This window comes from Cobetia sp. MM1IDA2H-1 (genome assembly GCF_002916775.2).
GTDB lineage: Bacteria > Pseudomonadota > Gammaproteobacteria > Pseudomonadales > Halomonadaceae > Cobetia > Cobetia marina.
In genome coordinates, this window is record NZ_CM133225.1 from 420,398 (window position 1) to 436,088 (window position 15,691).

General features: G+C 64.2%; 13 protein-coding genes. 7 read left to right on the top strand and 6 right to left on the bottom strand.

What is annotated here, in order from left to right; all coding sequences use genetic code 11:
- Window positions 1-35: 35 nt before the first annotated feature.
- On the top strand, window positions 36-602 hold the full coding sequence (locus BOH68_RS01930; RefSeq protein ID WP_077378987.1) for a hypothetical protein: 567 nt from the start codon (window positions 36-38) through the stop codon (window positions 600-602).
- A 121-nt stretch (window positions 603-723) separates the two neighbouring features.
- A complete protein-coding gene (gene glrR, locus BOH68_RS01935; RefSeq protein WP_127736341.1) occupies window positions 724-2,091 on the top strand; it encodes a two-component system response regulator GlrR in 1,368 nt (455 codons plus the stop codon).
- Window positions 2,092-2,383: 292 nt separating this feature from the next.
- Here glrR and xseA read toward each other — a convergent pair whose 3' ends face one another.
- From xseA to BOH68_RS01955, 4 genes are all read right to left on the bottom strand, one after another.
- The gene (gene xseA / locus BOH68_RS01940; protein WP_077378991.1) at window positions 2,384-3,754 is read right to left on the bottom strand and encodes an exodeoxyribonuclease VII large subunit; all 1,371 of its coding nucleotides are present in this window, start codon (window positions 3,752-3,754) and stop codon (window positions 2,384-2,386) included.
- A gap of 160 nt (window positions 3,755-3,914) precedes the next feature.
- Window positions 3,915-5,417: a tripartite tricarboxylate transporter permease gene (locus tag BOH68_RS01945; protein WP_077378993.1), complete on the bottom strand. Its 1,503-nt coding sequence runs from the start codon at window positions 5,415-5,417 to the stop codon at window positions 3,915-3,917.
- A gap of 18 nt (window positions 5,418-5,435) precedes the next feature.
- Window positions 5,436-5,876 (bottom strand): tripartite tricarboxylate transporter TctB family protein, encoded by a 441-nt coding sequence (locus BOH68_RS01950; RefSeq protein WP_077378995.1) that lies wholly within the window; start codon window positions 5,874-5,876, stop codon window positions 5,436-5,438.
- A complete protein-coding gene (locus BOH68_RS01955) occupies window positions 5,873-6,898 on the bottom strand; it encodes a Bug family tripartite tricarboxylate transporter substrate binding protein (RefSeq protein WP_077378997.1) in 1,026 nt (341 codons plus the stop codon). Before BOH68_RS01955 ends, BOH68_RS01950 begins: the two co-directional genes overlap by 4 nt.
- 179 nt (window positions 6,899-7,077) lie before the next feature.
- Here BOH68_RS01955 and BOH68_RS01960 point away from each other — a divergent pair, with 179 nt between their 5' ends.
- From BOH68_RS01960 to guaA, 5 genes are all read left to right on the top strand, one after another.
- Window positions 7,078-7,749, top strand: a complete 672-nt coding sequence (locus BOH68_RS01960) for a response regulator (protein WP_077378999.1) — start codon at window positions 7,078-7,080, stop codon at window positions 7,747-7,749.
- Window positions 7,746-9,134, top strand: a complete 1,389-nt coding sequence (locus tag BOH68_RS01965; protein WP_077379001.1) for a sensor histidine kinase — start codon at window positions 7,746-7,748, stop codon at window positions 9,132-9,134. The genes BOH68_RS01960 and BOH68_RS01965 overlap by 4 nt, the downstream gene beginning before the upstream one ends.
- A 59-nt stretch (window positions 9,135-9,193) precedes the next feature.
- Window positions 9,194-10,225, top strand: a complete 1,032-nt coding sequence (locus tag BOH68_RS01970) for an ABC transporter substrate-binding protein (protein WP_258038347.1) — start codon at window positions 9,194-9,196, stop codon at window positions 10,223-10,225.
- Window positions 10,226-10,478: 253 nt separating this feature from the next.
- Window positions 10,479-11,948 carry an IMP dehydrogenase gene (gene guaB, locus BOH68_RS01975; protein WP_077379374.1) on the top strand — a complete coding sequence of 490 codons (1,470 nt, stop codon included), beginning with the start codon at window positions 10,479-10,481 and terminating at the stop codon, window positions 11,946-11,948.
- A 165-nt stretch (window positions 11,949-12,113) separates the two neighbouring features.
- Window positions 12,114-13,688 carry a glutamine-hydrolyzing GMP synthase gene (gene guaA, locus BOH68_RS01980; protein WP_077379004.1) on the top strand — a complete coding sequence of 525 codons (1,575 nt, stop codon included), beginning with the start codon at window positions 12,114-12,116 and terminating at the stop codon, window positions 13,686-13,688.
- A gap of 188 nt (window positions 13,689-13,876) precedes the next feature.
- Here guaA and BOH68_RS01985 read toward each other — a convergent pair whose 3' ends face one another.
- Both BOH68_RS01985 and BOH68_RS01990 read right to left on the bottom strand, forming a co-directional pair.
- Window positions 13,877-14,494: a hypothetical protein gene (locus tag BOH68_RS01985; protein WP_077379006.1), complete on the bottom strand. Its 618-nt coding sequence runs from the start codon at window positions 14,492-14,494 to the stop codon at window positions 13,877-13,879.
- Window positions 14,491-15,684, bottom strand: coding sequence for a DUF3500 domain-containing protein (locus tag BOH68_RS01990; protein ID WP_219815850.1), 1,194 nt, complete (start codon window positions 15,682-15,684; stop codon window positions 14,491-14,493). Before BOH68_RS01990 ends, BOH68_RS01985 begins: the two co-directional genes overlap by 4 nt.
- Window positions 15,685-15,691: the final 7 nt, after the last annotated feature.

The following is a 15,691-nucleotide window of genomic DNA, read 5'->3' on the forward strand; positions in this document are numbered from 1 at the left end:
CGAGAGTGCCATCAGACACGCAAGGAAGAGAAGTGATGAAGGGTCAACGACTGTTGACGGGAATCACCACCGGCATGCTGGTCAGCTTGCTCAGTGCCTGTGGCGCCCTGTCGAATATCACCTTGCCGGGCAACGAACACGTCGCCGATACTCCCAGCGTTCAGGACAGCTGTCATGGGGCGGGCGATCTGCCCGATTTCAAGGAAGGAAACTGCCTGCTGGATGAGTGGGTCGCCTTTGCGCTGCAGGCTCAACGCGGCAACGATCAGTGGCGCGACAGCACCCTGATGCAGCTGGAAGGCAACCGCCATGACCGTCGTCTGGCGCGTGCCATCGTGCTCAGCTGGGGAGACGAGTCCGATTGGGAACTGGCCTCTGACCTCTACAAGGCGGACCTGCCCACCGCGCCGAGTCGTCTGCAGCCGCTGCTGCGCCAGTGGCTCAACGGGCTGGAGGAGCGTCGCGGCCTGATCGCGGATCGCGACAAGAGCGAAGGCGTCCGCCGCAAGCTGAGTGCCGAGAACGCCCAGCTCAGCAAGAAGCTCGAGGCACTGACCGCCATCGAGGAAGCCATCAATTCTCGCCGTCAGACCACGCCCTGAATCCGATGCCGGGCGTGTCTGGCCACGAACTGTCATTGGCCCAACCGGCTGCATGACGCAAGACTGTGCGGGACTGACGTCGGAGGGATTTCCGAGCGACAGGCCCGCAAGGAGAGTTAGTGTGAAATACGCTCAAGCGCATATTCTGCTCGTGGATGACGATGCAAGTCTGCTCAAGCTGCTCGGCATGCGTCTCGAAAGCCGTGGCTTCAAGGTCACCACCGCCAGTAGCGGCCGTGAGGCGCTCAGCCGTCTGGAGGCGGCGCGTCCTGACCTGGTGCTGTCTGACCTGCGCATGGACGAGATGGATGGCATGGCGCTGTTCGGCGAGCTGCAGAAGCGTCAGCCGGGCATGCCGGTCATCCTGCTCACGGCGCATGGCTCGATCCCGGATGCCGTCAGTGCCACTCGTCAGGGTGTGTTCAGCTTCCTGACCAAGCCCGTCGACAAGGATGAGCTGTTCGCGGCCATCGACGAGGCGCTGGCCCAGGCGCCGCCCGTAAAGGAGGGTGACGATGCCTGGCGTGCCGGCATCATCACGCGTTCCCCGCAGATGGAGCAGATTCTCGAGCAGGCACGCATGGTCGCGGCTTCCGATGTCAGCGTACTGGTCACCGGCCCGTCCGGCTCCGGCAAGGAGCTGATGGCCAAGGCCATCCACAACGCCAGTCCGCGTGCCTCGCGTCCCTTCGTCGCCATCAACTGTGGCGCGCTGCCGGAGCAACTGCTGGAAAGCGAGCTGTTCGGTCACGCCAAGGGCTCCTTCACCGGTGCAGTCAGCGCGCACCAGGGCCTGTTCCAGGCGGCGGATGGCGGTACCCTGTTCCTCGATGAGATCGGCGACATGCCGCTGGCGTTGCAGGTCAAGCTGCTGCGTGCGCTGCAGGAGCGTCAGATCCGCCCGCTGGGCTCCACGACGTCAGTGCCCATCGATGTGCGCATCATCTCCGCCACGCACCGCAACCTCGACAAGGCGATGCATGACGGCGACTTCCGCGAAGATCTCTACTACCGCCTCAACGTGGTCAATCTGAAGCTGCCCGCCCTGCGCGAGCGTGCCGAGGATGTGCCGCTGCTGGCCAAGTACCTGATCAGCCAGGCGGCTGCCCGCCACAAGCCGTTCGTGAAGGGCTTCTCGCCGGAAGCGCTCAATCTGCTGGCCTCCAGTGCCTGGCCGGGCAACGTGCGTCAGCTGGTCAACGTGGTCGAGCAGTGTGTCGCGCTCACCAGCTCCTCGATGATTCCGGAAGCGCTGGTCTCCCAGGCGCTGGCCGCGGAAGAGAACGCCTTGCCGTCCTTCTCCGAGGCGCGTGCCGGTTTCGAGCGCAGCTATCTGATCAAGGTACTGAAGATCACCGAAGGCAACGTGACCCAGGCCGCGCGGATCGCCGGGCGCAACCGCACCGACTTCTACAAGCTGCTGGGACGTCATGACCTGGAGCCGGGCGCCTTCAAGCCGGGCGCCGAGCAGGGTCCGCCTGACTTTTGATCCAGCGCGCCCGAAGCTGCGCGAAAGGCGTAAGGTCAAACGCGATCCAACGCGCCCGAAGCTGCGCGAAAGGCGTAAGGTCAAACGCGATCCAGCGCGTCCGGAGCTGCGCGAAAGACCAGGGTCAAGACCTGCGTAGCCGTTCACGCGTGTCAGTGTGAGTGGTGCGCAAGGCGAGTGATCAAGAGCGGCCTGGTGTGCCTGACGTAAAGCGTCCATGAAAAAGCCCCGTTACCGGTTTCGGTAGTGGGGTTTTTTTCGGTCTGGCGGCGCATCAGTGCCGATCAGGTGCTCAGGGCCTGGGCTTGTAGCGGCGCTTGACCTCGACGGCCAGACGACCCTCGCCGAGGCGGATCGAGAGCATCTCGCCGGGCTGGGTCTGATGGGCGGCGCGGATCACCTTGCTGTCGTCCGCTGCCGGCGTCTGGCTGCCGCCGACGCGCTCGACGATGGCATAGCCGCGGTTGAGCACGTTGAGCGGGCTGACCGCATTCAGTGCACGCATCGCGCCTTCCAGTCGCTCACGATCCGCTGCCAGCCGGCGCGGCAGGGCATTGTCGAGGCGTGGTGTCAGCATCGCCAGCTGCTGGCGATGGCGCTGGATGTCACGTGCGGGGCTGGCCTGCTGCAGGCGGCGGGTCAGCTGGTCGGCCTTCTGCTGCTCACGGGTCATGCGCATGCGCACTGCGGCGTGCAGGCGGCGCTCCAGTTCAAGGGCTTGCTGGCGCTGGGCCTGCAGCTCGCGCGCCGGATGGCGCAGGCGCGAGCGGGCGTGATCCAGTCGCTGTGCCGCCTGATCGAGCCGTCCGCGCTGAGCACGCCATAGGCGCTGCGTGAGGGCAGCCAGCTGCTGCACCTGGGCACGTTGATCCGGATACAGCGCCTCGGCGGCGGCGGATGGCGTGGGCGCGCGCAGGTCGGCGGCCAGTTCCGCCAGTGTGGTGTCAGTCTCGTGGCCGATGGCCGCCACCACCGGCAGGCGCGAGTGGAAGATCGCGCGCGCCAGATGCTGGTCATTGAAGGCCCACAGGTCCTCGAGACTGCCGCCGCCCCGCGTGATCAGCAGCGCATCGCAATCGCTGTCGCGATTGGCCATCGCCACCGCACGAATCAGCTGGGGTACCGCCTGTGGCCCCTGCACCGCCACCGGCAGCACGCTCAGGCGTGCCTGCGGCCAGCGCTTGCGGGTCACCGCGATCACGTCCTGCAGCGCCGCGCCGGTCGCGGAGGTGATCACCCCCAGATGGCGCGGCGGGTGGGGCAGGGCGCGCTGATTGGCGAACACGCCCTCGGCTGCCAGCTGCTCCTTGAGGCGCGCCAGGCGCGCCAGCCACTCCCCCAGCCCCGCCTGCTGCAGCGCCTCGACGATCAGCTGATAGTCGCCACGCGCCTCGAACAGCGACACCTTGGCGCGCACCCGCACCCGGTCACCATCCTTGGGCTTCTCACGCAGAAACTGGGCGCGGCTCTTGAACAGCGCACAACGCACCTGGGCGTTGTCATCCTTGAGCGTGAAGTAGCAATGGCCGGAACGCGGCTGCGAGAAGCCCGAGATTTCCCCCTCGATCCAGAGCTCCCCCAAGCCTCGCTCCAGCAGGCGCTTGGACTCACGATTCAGCTGGGTGACGCTGATGGCATCGGCGGCAGACGATGTTTCGAACACGCGGCAATCCTTGTGTGAGGGCTTGTGGGGGAATCCGTAGCGGAGCTTGTCTGGTAGATGGAGAGGGCCATGATGCCACAGGCGGGGAGCCTGCCACCAAGAAGCCCCCGGACTCCTGAGGGAGAACGGGGGCTTGGGGGTTGCCACACGGGGGCCTTGATCAGGCTGTACGCGTCTTGCGCTTGCCGAGTCGTGACAGCAGGAAAGGCCCGAGCAGCAGCAACAGCGAGGCCAGCCACAGGCCCTGCGAGATGCTCGATTGCCACAGGATACTGCTGTCGCCACCGCTGATGGCCAGGGCACGACGCAGATTCTCTTCCATCAGTCCGCCGAGCACGAAGCCCAGCACGATGGTGGCCAGCGAGAAGTTCAGCTTGCGCAGCAGGTAGCCCAGCACGCCGATGCCCAGCATCAGGTAGATGGCCCCCATGTCGGAATGCAGCTGATAGACCCCGACGAAGGACAGGATGACGATGCCCGGTACCAGTGCCCAGCGCGGGATGGTCAGCACGCGCGCGAAGAAGCCGGCCAGCGGCAGGTTGAGCAGCAACAGCACGATGTTGCCGATGTACAGCGAGGCGATCAGCCCGCCCGCGACCTTGGGATGCTCGCTGAACATCATCGGGCCGGGCGTGATGTTGTAGAGCATCAGCGCGCCCAGCAGCACGGCGGTGGTGCCGGAGCCCGGAATGCCCAGGGTCAGCATCGGCACGAAGGAGCCCGCTGCGGACGCGTTGTTGGCGGCTTCCGGCGCGGCCAGGCCACGCATGTCGCCGGTACCGAAGGTATTGTTCTTGTCGCTGACACGTTTCTCGGTGGTGTAGGAGACGGCCCCCGCCACCGAGGCGCCGGTACCCGGCAGCACACCGATCAAAAAGCCGAGCAGGCCGGAGCGCAGCATGGCGCCCTTGCAGTAGAGGATTTCCTTCATCGTCACGAAGACGCGGCCGATGACAGGCAGGGCGCCGGTCTTGCCATGCTGCAGGCGGCTTTCCAGCATCAGCAGGATTTCACTGATCGCGAACATGCCGATGATCAGCACCACGAAGTCGATGCCGTCGTAGAGGTCGGGGATATCGAAGGTGAAGCGCTGGATACCGGTGCCGGAATCGACGCCGACGGTCCCGATCAGCACGCCGAGAATGGCGCCCAGCGCCGTCTTGACCGGGTCCTTGCCCATCATCACCGACATGGACGCGAAGGCGAACACCATCATGGTGAACAGTTCCGCCGGACCGAACTGCACGGCCACCTTGGCCAGCAGCGGGGCGAACAGGGTCAGACCCAGGATCGCGATGCTGGCACCGACGAAGGAGCTGATCGCCGAGATGCCCAGTGCCGGTCCCGCCAGGCCCTGCTTGGCCAGCGGATAGCCGTCGAGGGTGGTCATCACGGCGCCGGCATCCCCCGGCACGTTGAGCAGGATGCTCGACATCCGGCCGCCGTATTCGGCGCCGGTATAGATGCCTGCGAGCAGAATCAGTGCCGATTCCGCCGGCAGGCCGAGGGTATAGGCCAGCGGCATCAGAATGGCGATGCCGTTGATGGGGCCGATGCCCGGCAAGGCACCGAACAAGGTGCCCAGCAGTGCGCCACTGAAGGCCAGGCCAAGGTTGAGTGGCGTCAGTGCGACGCCAAAGCCCTGGAGGATGAAATCAAACATGAGAAAGCCCTCTCGGAATCAGGAAAACCACAGCCCGGTCGGCAGCGAGATTTCCAGCACGGCGGTGAACAGCACGTAGCTTGCGCCGGCCATCAGCACCCCGGTCACGCAGGCAGCGCGCCAGCGGGCACCGAACAGGCGGGCGATGGCGGTGATGGCGGCGACGGCCGTGATGGGGTAGCCGAGGCGCACGAAGAAGAAGGCGAAGGCGATCAGGATCACCATCACCAGCCCCAGTTGCAGCATCACGCTGGCGGATGGCCAGTCACCTTCCGGGCCGGGGCGCAGGATCAGCACCAGCGAGAAGATGGCCATCAGGATCGAGAGGCCGATGGGAAAGGCCTTGGGGCCTACCGGGTCGTAGGCGAAGGGCACTTCGATACTCAGGGACTGGGCGACGATGAACGCCGCCAGTCCCATCAGGGCGAAGCCCAGGATGCGATCGGCGGCGAGTCTCATTTTGTCAGTCCCACTTCCTTGGCGAGGGTCTTGAAGTCGGCGACCTGGCCTTTCACGTAATCGTCAAAATCCGCGCCGAACTTCTGGATCGGGAACAGACCGCGCGCTTCACGGATCTCGGCGAATTCCGGTTTTTCGCTCAACTGCTTGAGGCGTTCGACCCAGGCGTCGTAGTCGGCATCGCTGACGTCCTTGCCCATGTAGTAACCACGCCAGATCGGCCAGGTCACGTCATAGCCCTGTTCGGCAGCCGTGGGAATGTCAGAGAAGGCGCCGTCCATGCGTTCTTCGGACAGCGCGGCCAGTACGCGAATCTTGCCGCTGGAAAGCTGGGACTTGAGCTCGGACAGATCACCGGTATAGACCTTGATGTGATTGCCCAGCAGTGCCGCCAGCGCTTCACCGCCGCCCTCGAAGGACACGTAACGCAGCTTGCGCGGCGAGACATCGATGGACTTGGCGATCAGCGCGGCCTTCATCCAGTCCTGGCTGCCGATGGTGCCGCCGGCGCCGAAGGGAATCTCGCTGGGATGTGCCTTGAGGTCCTGCATCAGTTCATCGAGGGTCTGCCACGGGGCGTCTGCATTGACGACCACCGCGCCATAGTCGACCCCCAGTGCGCCAACCCAGCGGACGTCATCGGCGCTGAACTTGCCGAACTTGCCCAGCGCCAGATTGACGGCAGCACCGGTGCTGGCGGCCACGACCAGATTGGGGTCATCACTGCGTACCCCGATGACGTGGTTGTAGGCGACCGCGCCGATGCCACCCGGCATGTAGGTGACCATCATCGGCGAGTCGATGATGCCGGTTTCCAGCAGGCCGTTGGCGGCCAGGCGGCAGGTGAGGTCGTAGCCACCGCCGGGCTTGGCCGGGGCGATGCATTCGCTCTTGTCGGCCGCGGCGGCGGGCATGGCGACCAGGCTTGCCGCGGCTAGCGCGAGCGGCGCTGCCATGGCGGCGGCGAGGCGCAACGGCGTGATGTCGCGAAGGGAAGAGGGCAGGCGTCGGGACTGGCGCATGGTGTGCTCCTGATGGCTGTTGTTTTTGTCTTCACAGCGCCTTTTGCTTTATGTTCATGGCGACAGGGTGGCGCTGTCTGATCGGTATATCGCAGCGGTAATTGCGATACCGGCATGGTAGGAGCGCGACCTTTCATCAACCTGTCACTTTCCCTTCCCCTTACTGAGACTTTGGATGCATGCGCCTGCTCGTCGTCGAGGATGATCCCCTCATTTCCCGCACCCTGCAGCGCAGTCTGTCGACGCTGGGCTATGCCATCGATGTCTTCGATACTCTGGCACCTGCACGGGACGCGGCGCGCCAGGGCGGCTTTGATCTGATCCTGCTCGATCTCGGCCTGCCGGATGGGCAGGGCATGGACCTGCTGTCGGAGTTGCGTCAGCGCAATGACCTGACGCCGGTGCTGATCATCACGGCGCGGGATGGGGTGGACGACCGGGTGCGTGGACTGGATCTTGGTGCCGATGATTACCTGGCCAAGCCGTTCTCGCTGGTGGAGATGGAAGCCCGTGTGCGGGCCTTGCTGCGGCGCAGTCAGGGGCGCAGTGACAACACGCTTCGCTTCGGTCCGCTTGCCATGTCGACCCGCAGCGGCACTTTCACGCTGGTGGGCGCGACGCTGGATCTGCCACCACGGGAGCGTCTGCTGCTGGAAAGCCTGATGCTGCACGCCGGCAAGGTGGTGTCGCGGGAGGTGATCGAAGGCAAGGTATTCGGCTATGGCGAGGTGGGCTCGAATGCGTTGGAGGTCTACATCAGTCGGCTGCGCAAGCGCCTGGCAGGCAGTGAGATACAGATCCGTACCCTGCGTGGGCTGGGCTATCGTCTCGAGATGACAGACGCTGGATGATCATCCACGGCAAGCTGCGCAATCGCCTGCTGGGGTGGATGCTGAGCATGATGCTCATCGTCGGCGGGCTCGTGTTGATCGATGCCTGGGTCACCAGTCAGCGCTCGGCCCAGCGCGCCTTCGACAATCAGCTCGAGGATGCGCTGCTGGCCATGTCAGAAGCCATCCAGTGGCAGGATGACAAGCCGCGCATCATGATGCCGCCGGCTGCCCTCAAGATTCTCTCCACACGACATCAGGAACGTGTCTTCTACCGCCTGCTGGATGATCAGGGGCAAGTACTGGCCAGCAACCTCGAGATCCCGCTAACCCCGCAGATGCTGCGCGAGGCTGGAGAAAGGGATGTCTGGCAGGACATCCGTTATCAGGGCGTCACGTGGCGGCTGCACGCGCGCAGCGTGCGTTCCGCAGGCTGGGAGCGGCAATTTCGTGTGCAGCTCTGGGTCGGACATACCACCGAAGGGCGCCGGCAGCTGGCGCGCGAGCTGATGATTCGGGCCACGGGCCGCATGCTCATCATGGGGGTGCTGGCGGTGGTGATGATCCTGATCACGCTGAGGTTGGCGCTGACACCGCTCAAGCGTCTGCGGCATCAGTTGCGTCGGCGTCAGCCGCAGGATGCCACGCCGCTGGAGGGCACCATGCCGGAAGAGATGCGCGAGCTGGTCGAGACGCTGGAGCAGCTTTTCCACCGCCAGGGAGAATCCCGCGATGCGTTGCTGCGTTTTACCGCCGATGCCAGCCACCAGCTGCGCACGCCGCTGGCGGGAGTGCAGAACCTGGCGGAGTTCGCGCTGACGAGCTCATCACCTGACGAATGGCGCGCAGCGCTCGGGGATATCCACGCCAGCGCTGCACGCACCAGTCGCCTGGCGGGGCAGTTGTTGAACCTGACGCGGCTGCGTCACCTGGCATTGCCCACCGAGCAGGATGCGCTGGATCTCGGTGAACTGCTTCGCGGCGTGGTGCTGGAATGGGTTGATCACGATATCGCGCGCCTGCATGACCTGGGGCTGGCCGAACTGCCTGCACAGCCGCTCTGCGTGATTGGCGAGTCGTGGGCGCTGCGCGAACTGATCGGCAATCTGATCGAGAATGCGTTGCGCTACACCCCGCCCGGCAGCGAGATCACCCTGCGCCTTGCCGCCCATGACGATAGCGTGCTGCTCAGCATCGAGGACAACGGCCCCGGTGTGCCGCAGGAGATGCTGGAGCGACTCTGTCAGCCCTTCGAGCGCGCAGGGCGTCAGGACACCGACGGTTCGGGACTTGGGCTGGCGATCGTCGAGACGATTGCCCTGCGCCATCAGGCTGACTTGCAGGTCACCAATCGCGATGTGGGAGGGCTGTGCATTCGCATCCGCTTTCCGAGGTGGCCGTCATGAACCTCATGTCTGACAGGCTGAGCGCCACCCCAGGGGCCCGCCGAGACACGAGTTGCCTGGTGCTGGCCCTGTGGGCAGGTCTCGCCATCCTCCTGGCTGCCAGGCCAGTCATGGCGGCACAGGACCGTCTGGTCATTGAAGCGGCAATGGATCGCCAGGTCGCGGCGCCCTTGCTGGCGGCCTTCTCGCGCCAGTATCCCGCCTTCGAGATCGTCTATCACGATCGCACGACGATGACGCTCAATGCACTGGCCGTTCAGGACGATGCGGGGGCCGATATCATCATCAGCTCGGCGATGCCCTGGCAGGTGGCGCTGGTCAATCAAGGACTGGCCCAGCGACTGGACAGTGAGGCTGCAAGGCAATGGCCCGAGTGGGCCAAGTGGCGCGATGAAATCTTCGCCTTCACCTTCGAGCCCATCGTGATGGCCTACCGGCTGGATCTCGCGACCAGAATGATGCCGCCATCCTCGCATGCCGACGTACTGAACCTGCTGACGGAGCATGCCGAGACACTGACGGGGCGAGTCGTGGCCTATTCGCCCTCGAAGAGCGCACTGGGATACGCGCTCCATCTTCAGGATTCCTACTATTCAGGACGCTTCTGGAAACTGGTCGCGGCGCTCGGACAGGTCGACACCACTCTCGAGACCAGCACGCAGCGCATGCTGGAAGGCCTGAGCGATGGCCGCTACTGGCTGGGGTACAACCTGCTGGGGTCCTACGCCATCCGCTGGGCACAGTCCCACCCTGAGGTCATCGTGCAGATGCCCACTGACTATGCGTTGATCTCCATGCGCACCGCCTTCATCCACCGCGATGCTCCGCATCCGGAGGCTGCGCGAACCTTCATGGATTTCCTCATCGGACGGCAAGGGCAGCATGTGCTGGCGGGCGAGACACCGCTCTACAGCATCCGCACGGATATCACCGGCCCCTACACCGCCCAGTCGCTGCGGGATCAGGTCGGCCAGCGGCTCTACCCGCAGCCTCTGGACGCCTCGATTCTGAGCATGCTGGACACGGCGCGTCGTCACGATTTTCTCGACCGCTGGTTCGATGCCTACTCCGGCGGTACGCCGACCCCCTGACGCCAGCGCATCCGCCGGCGCATCCCGCCGCAGGCCGCGCCATCCGTGGCTCTAGTTGACCAGATGGTTAGTGTTAGGGGGGTACGAAATCGCGAGATTGATAGCCTGCGACGTTTGTCTCGAGTGGGGCGAATGGGTTATCATGGGTGATTACCTCGCAGCAACCGCTAGAACCGTAGTCATGGCGCCCGTCCATCGGGCCCTGCACTGCGGCTTTCGCGCATCCCTCATAAACTGCTACTGGGCGTTCGACATGCTACGTATAGCGCAAGAAGCTCTGACGTTTGATGACGTTCTTCTCGTCCCCGGCTACTCCGAGGTCCTCCCCAAGGACGTCAGCCTGAGATCACGTCTCACACGCGACATCAGCGTCAATATCCCGCTCATCTCCTCTGCGATGGATACCGTCACCGAAGCTCGCCTGGCCATCGCCATGGCGCAGGAAGGTGGTGTCGGCATCATCCACAAGAGCATGAGCATTGCCCAGCAGGCCGCGGAAGTCCGCAAGGTCAAGAAGCACGAGAGCGTCATCGTGCGTGACCCGGTCACTGTCAGCCCGAAGGCCAAGATCCAGGATCTGCTGGCGATGTCCGAGGAGCATGGCTACTCCGGCTTCCCGGTGGTCGAGGGTGAATACCTGGTCGGCATCGTGACCGGTCGCGACATGCGCTTCCAGCCTGACTTCAGCGATACCGTCGCCGGCATCATGACCGGCCGCGACAAGCTGGTCACCGTGCTGGAAGGCACGCCGCTGGAACAGATCAAGGCCAAGCTGCAGGAAAGCCGCATCGAGAAGATGCCGATCGTCGATGACGAATTCCGCCTGCGCGGTCTCGTCACTGTTCGCGACATCGAGAAGGTCAAGACCTACCCGAACGCGGCGAAGGACAGCAACGGCAGCCTGCTGGTCGGTGCCGCCGTCGGCACCGGCCCGGAAACCCCGGACCGCGTCGCGGCTCTCGCCGAAGCCGGCGTTGACGTCATCGTCGTCGACACCGCTCACGGTCACTCCAAGGGCGTGATCGACCGCGTCGCCTGGGTGAAGGAGCATCATCCGAAGATTCAGGTCATCGGTGGCAACATCGCGACCGCCGAAGCCGCCATCGCCCTGGCAGAAGCCGGCGCGGACGGCGTCAAGGTCGGCATCGGCCCGGGTTCCATCTGCACCACGCGCATCGTCGCCGGTGTCGGCGTGCCGCAGATGAGCGCCGTCGCCAACGTCGCGGCCGCCATGGCCAAGTACGACGTGCCGGTCATCGCCGATGGCGGTATCCGCTTCTCCGGTGACATCGCCAAGGCCATCGCCGCAGGCGCCAGCATCGTCATGATCGGCGGCCTGCTCGCCGGTACCGAGGAAGCGCCGGGTGAAGTCGAGCTGTTCCAGGGCCGTACCTACAAGGCGTATCGCGGCATGGGCTCCATGGGCGCCATGTCCCAGACCCAGGGTTCCAGCGATCGTTACTTCCAGGACAAGAACGCCGGCGTCGAGAAGCTGGTACCGGAAGGCATCGAAGGCCGCGTGCCCTACAAGGGCATGATGAGCGCCATCGTGCACCAGCTGATGGGCGGCCTGCGTGCCTCCATGGGCTACACCGGCAGCCAGACCATCGAAGAGATGCGCACCAAGCCGCAATTCGTGCAGATCACCGGTGCCGGCTTCGCCGAATCCCACGTCCACGACGTGCAGATCACCAAGGAAGCGCCCAACTATCGGCGCGACTGAGACATAGCGAAGCGCGAAGCAAAGCGGGAGCCCTACACGGGTTCCCGCTTTGCTTAGGTCGAAGAAACTTCTGGTCTCGGCTATTCTCGGCGCCAGATTGTGTCGACCCCGCGCTCCCTCGCAGCTCCGAAGCGGGTCACATGACTCCCCAATGAGAGACTGAAGATGCAAGACATCCATTCCCACAAGATCCTGATCCTCGATTTCGGCTCCCAGTACACTCAGCTGATTGCACGTCGCGTGCGTGAGCTGGGCGTGTTCTCCGAGGTGCGTGCCTTTGACATCACCGAGGAAGAGATCCGCGAGTACAACCCCAACGGCATCATCCTGGCCGGTGGCCCGGAATCCGTGACCGAGCTGGACTCGCCGCGTGCGCCGCAGTGCGTGTTCGAGATGGGTCTGCCGGTGTTCGGCATCTGTTACGGCATGCAGACCATGGCCGAGCAGCTCGGCGGCAAGGTCGAAGGCTCCAACGTGCGCGAATTCGGCTATGCCCAGATTCGTGTCGATGGTGAGTCCGCGCTGTTCAAGGACATCAAGGACCACCTGGACGACGAAGGCCGCCCGCTGCTCGACGTCTGGATGAGCCACGGTGACAAGGTCGCGAAGGTCCCGGAGACCTTCACCGTCACCGCCTCCACCCCGAGCTGCCCGATCGCCGCCATGGCGTGGGAAGAGAAGCAGTTCTACGGCGTGCAATTCCACCCGGAAGTCACCCACACCCTGCAGGGCCAGCGCATCCTCGAGCACTTCGTGATCGAGATCTGCCAGTCCGAGCGTCTGTGGACCCCGGCCAAGATCATCGAAGACCTGACCGATCGCGTTCGCGCCCAGGTCGGTGACCGCAAGGTGCTGCTCGGCCTCTCCGGCGGCGTCGACTCCTCCGTGGTCGCGGCGCTGCTGCACAAGGCCATCGGTGACCAGCTGACCTGTGTCTTCGTCGACAACGGCCTGCTGCGCAAGAACGAAGGCGACCAGGTCATGGAAACCTTCTCTCGCCACATGGGCGTCAAGGTCATCCGTGTGGACGCCGAAGACCTCTTCCTCGGCAAGCTCAAGGGTGTCAGTGACCCGGAAGCCAAGCGCAAGGCCATCGGCAACACCTTCATCGAAGTGTTCGATGCCGAAGCCGCCAAGCTCAAGGACGTCGACTTCCTCGCCCAGGGCACCATCTACCCGGACGTGATCGAATCCGCTGCCAGCAAGACCGGCAAGTCCCACGTCATCAAGTCCCACCACAATGTCGGCGGCCTGCCGGACGACATGAAGATGGAACTGGTCGAGCCGCTGCGCGAACTGTTCAAGGACGAAGTCCGCAAGGTCGGTCTCGAACTCGGCCTGCCGTACGACATGGTCTACCGTCACCCCTTCCCGGGGCCGGGTCTGGGCGTGCGTATCCTCGGTGAAGTGAAGAAGGAATACGCGGATATCCTGCGTGAAGCCGACGCCATCTTCATCGAAGAACTGCACAACTTCGACTGGTACCACAAGACCAGCCAGGCGTTCGCCGTCTTCCTGCCGGTCAAGTCCGTCGGCGTCGTTGGCGATGGCCGTCGTTACGAGTGGGTCATCGGTATCCGTGCCGTCGAGACCGTCGACTTCATGACGGCCCGCTGGGCGCACCTGCCGTATGAGCTGCTGGAGAAGGTCTCCAACCGCATCATCAACGAGCTGGAGCACGTCTCGCGCGTCACCTATGACGTCAGCAGCAAGCCGCCGGCCACCATCGAGTGGGAGTGATCGCCTGACGATCCCCCCTCGCTGAGCTGAGGTAGCGTTCTGTCGAGACGGTCTCTTGAGCTGATCGAGACGAGAACGCAGCAAGCAAAAAGCCCTTCTGGCCATTGGCCGGAAGGGCTTTTTTGTGGGCGCGATTCAGGAAACGCTTACCGCTTTGTTTACTGCAGTTCGAATCACTCCTGCTCGACTCACTCCTGTTTGACTGGCGCCTGCCTGGCTTTGCTTAGATCGAGCCGGACGCCGTGGGCGGAGTGGAAGAAGCCGAAGCCGGCCAGTGGGCGGGTGTCGCCGTCGGGCGTTTGCCAGTAGACATCGGCGCGATGATTGCGGACTTCGTGCATCACGGCGTCGTATTTCAGCAGCAGTGAGTCTGGTTCGGCCTTTTCGGTCTTCACGTTCCATTGCGTGATGACCAGCACGTAGTCGCCGAGTTGTGGCTGATAGGTGGATGCGAGGCGCGCTCCCGCAAGTTGCAGCGTCAGTGGCGTGTGATTCGCTGACAAGGCGAGGTGGTGACGGAGGTAGTCGCCGAGTTGATCCACCAGTGGCTGCGGCAGGGGCTGGCCTGGTGTCTGCTCACCAAGGGCTGCCAGTGCCGGCGCGGCGATCAGCAGGTCTTCACGCGGGAATTGGAGCGTGAGGTGCAGCGTGTTCTGCGGTTGCTGCTCGAATGTCAGCACGCTGCCGGGCAGAGCGTGGGCGTGAGCCGTCTCGATGAGGCCGCCTCCCGCCCCGCTGGCCCCATGGCCGAGGGAGATCACGGCAAGGGCGAGCAGGGCGGTGCGCCAGGAAGCGCGCCGGCTCATTCGGTCTGGCCGCCGTAGTCGTCGGTGCGATCCCGCCATACCGAGTGGGGATGGTTGCCGACCTTGTCGGTGGACTTGTTGGACTGCAACGAGAATTCGATCCACAGCGAGGGGCCGTGGATACGCACGTAATCGTTCTCGGCGCTGACCTGCGGCGTGCCGGAGAAGCCGAGGTAGGTATCCGCAAGCTCTGCGGTGTACTTCTCCATATAGGCCGCGGCTTCGGGGGCGGAGATATCGTCTACGTAGGTCTCGATGGCGGTGAGTAGCAACGCTTGCTGGTCATCATCCAGCTCGGAGACGGGGATGCCTTCATAGCTATCGGGGATGGCATCGTCGGCCTGGGGGCCAGCAAGGATGTCACGGTAGGTGCCTTCCAGTGTCGCCTCGGCCTTTTGATCCTCGGAGAGCGAGCTGAGCAGGGTGGCGAAGGCATCGCGTTCCTGGGTCAGCGGCTCGTTGACGCGCCCGTTCATCTCGAAATACGGGAAGGGTTCCACGCCACGGAAGGATGGCGTGGCACCGGCCAGCTTGCCGTCGGTGTAGGTGTTGGCGAAGGCCATGTGGTGGCCGCCGTAGTACAGCTCCCAGGTGCCGCTCTCACCCGGTGTGCCGAGGAAGGCAAACTTGGTGTTGTAGGAGGAGTAACCGGCCTTGTAGTCGGTGCTGACGGTGTTGATGTAGTCGTCGGCATTGAGCGTCTGAATCATCTCGTCGAAGCCTTCATCCGGCGCGTGGCCGGTGGCCTCCAGCATGATCGCCTTGACGAGGCCGCGCTGCTTGATGTTCAGCTCGCCCAGCAGCACGCCGGGGCGTTTCGGGAAGGCGCCAGCGGGCAGGTTGCTCCAGTTCTCGGCCTCTGCGAGGGAGTAGTCATGCTGAAGGTTCTTGAGGATGTCATCGTCGGAGATATCGGCCTTTAGCAGACCGATCAGGCACAGCATGCGCTCATAACCTGGCGTGTCGCCGCACTCGGCGGCGCTCTCGGGGATGGGCACGCTCTGCATCAGGGTGCTGGTATCGCCCATGCGCGCGCGCAGCGCCTCGCTCAGGGCCTGGTCTTCCGCTGACATCGGCGGTGGGCCATCGTGATCGGGCGGCGGCCCGTCGTGCCCTTGTTGTGCAAGGACGGGGAAGGACAGGAGCGCGGCCAGCGCGGCTCCTCCGGTCACTGCGAGACGTCGGGACATCGATGGG

Excerpts from the sequence above, each read along its gene's own strand:
- guaA (WP_077379004.1), top strand. The coding sequence starts at position 12,114 with ATGCAAGACATCCATTCCCACAAGATCCTGATCCTCGATTTCGGCTCC.
- BOH68_RS01945 (WP_077378993.1), bottom strand. The coding sequence starts at position 5,417 with ATGTTTGATTTCATCCTCCAGGGCTTTGGCGTCGCACTGACGCCACTC.
- BOH68_RS01950 (WP_077378995.1), bottom strand. The coding sequence starts at position 5,876 with ATGAGACTCGCCGCCGATCGCATCCTGGGCTTCGCCCTGATGGGACTG.
- BOH68_RS01990 (WP_219815850.1), bottom strand. The coding sequence starts at position 15,684 with ATGTCCCGACGTCTCGCAGTGACCGGAGGAGCCGCGCTGGCCGCGCTC.
- BOH68_RS01930 (WP_077378987.1), top strand. The coding sequence starts at position 36 with ATGAAGGGTCAACGACTGTTGACGGGAATCACCACCGGCATGCTGGTC.
- guaB (WP_077379374.1), top strand. The coding sequence starts at position 10,479 with ATGCTACGTATAGCGCAAGAAGCTCTGACGTTTGATGACGTTCTTCTC.
- BOH68_RS01965 (WP_077379001.1), top strand. The coding sequence starts at position 7,746 with ATGATCATCCACGGCAAGCTGCGCAATCGCCTGCTGGGGTGGATGCTG.
- BOH68_RS01985 (WP_077379006.1), bottom strand. The coding sequence starts at position 14,494 with ATGAGCCGGCGCGCTTCCTGGCGCACCGCCCTGCTCGCCCTTGCCGTG.
- BOH68_RS01960 (WP_077378999.1), top strand. The coding sequence starts at position 7,078 with ATGCGCCTGCTCGTCGTCGAGGATGATCCCCTCATTTCCCGCACCCTG.
- BOH68_RS01955 (WP_077378997.1), bottom strand. The coding sequence starts at position 6,898 with ATGCGCCAGTCCCGACGCCTGCCCTCTTCCCTTCGCGACATCACGCCG.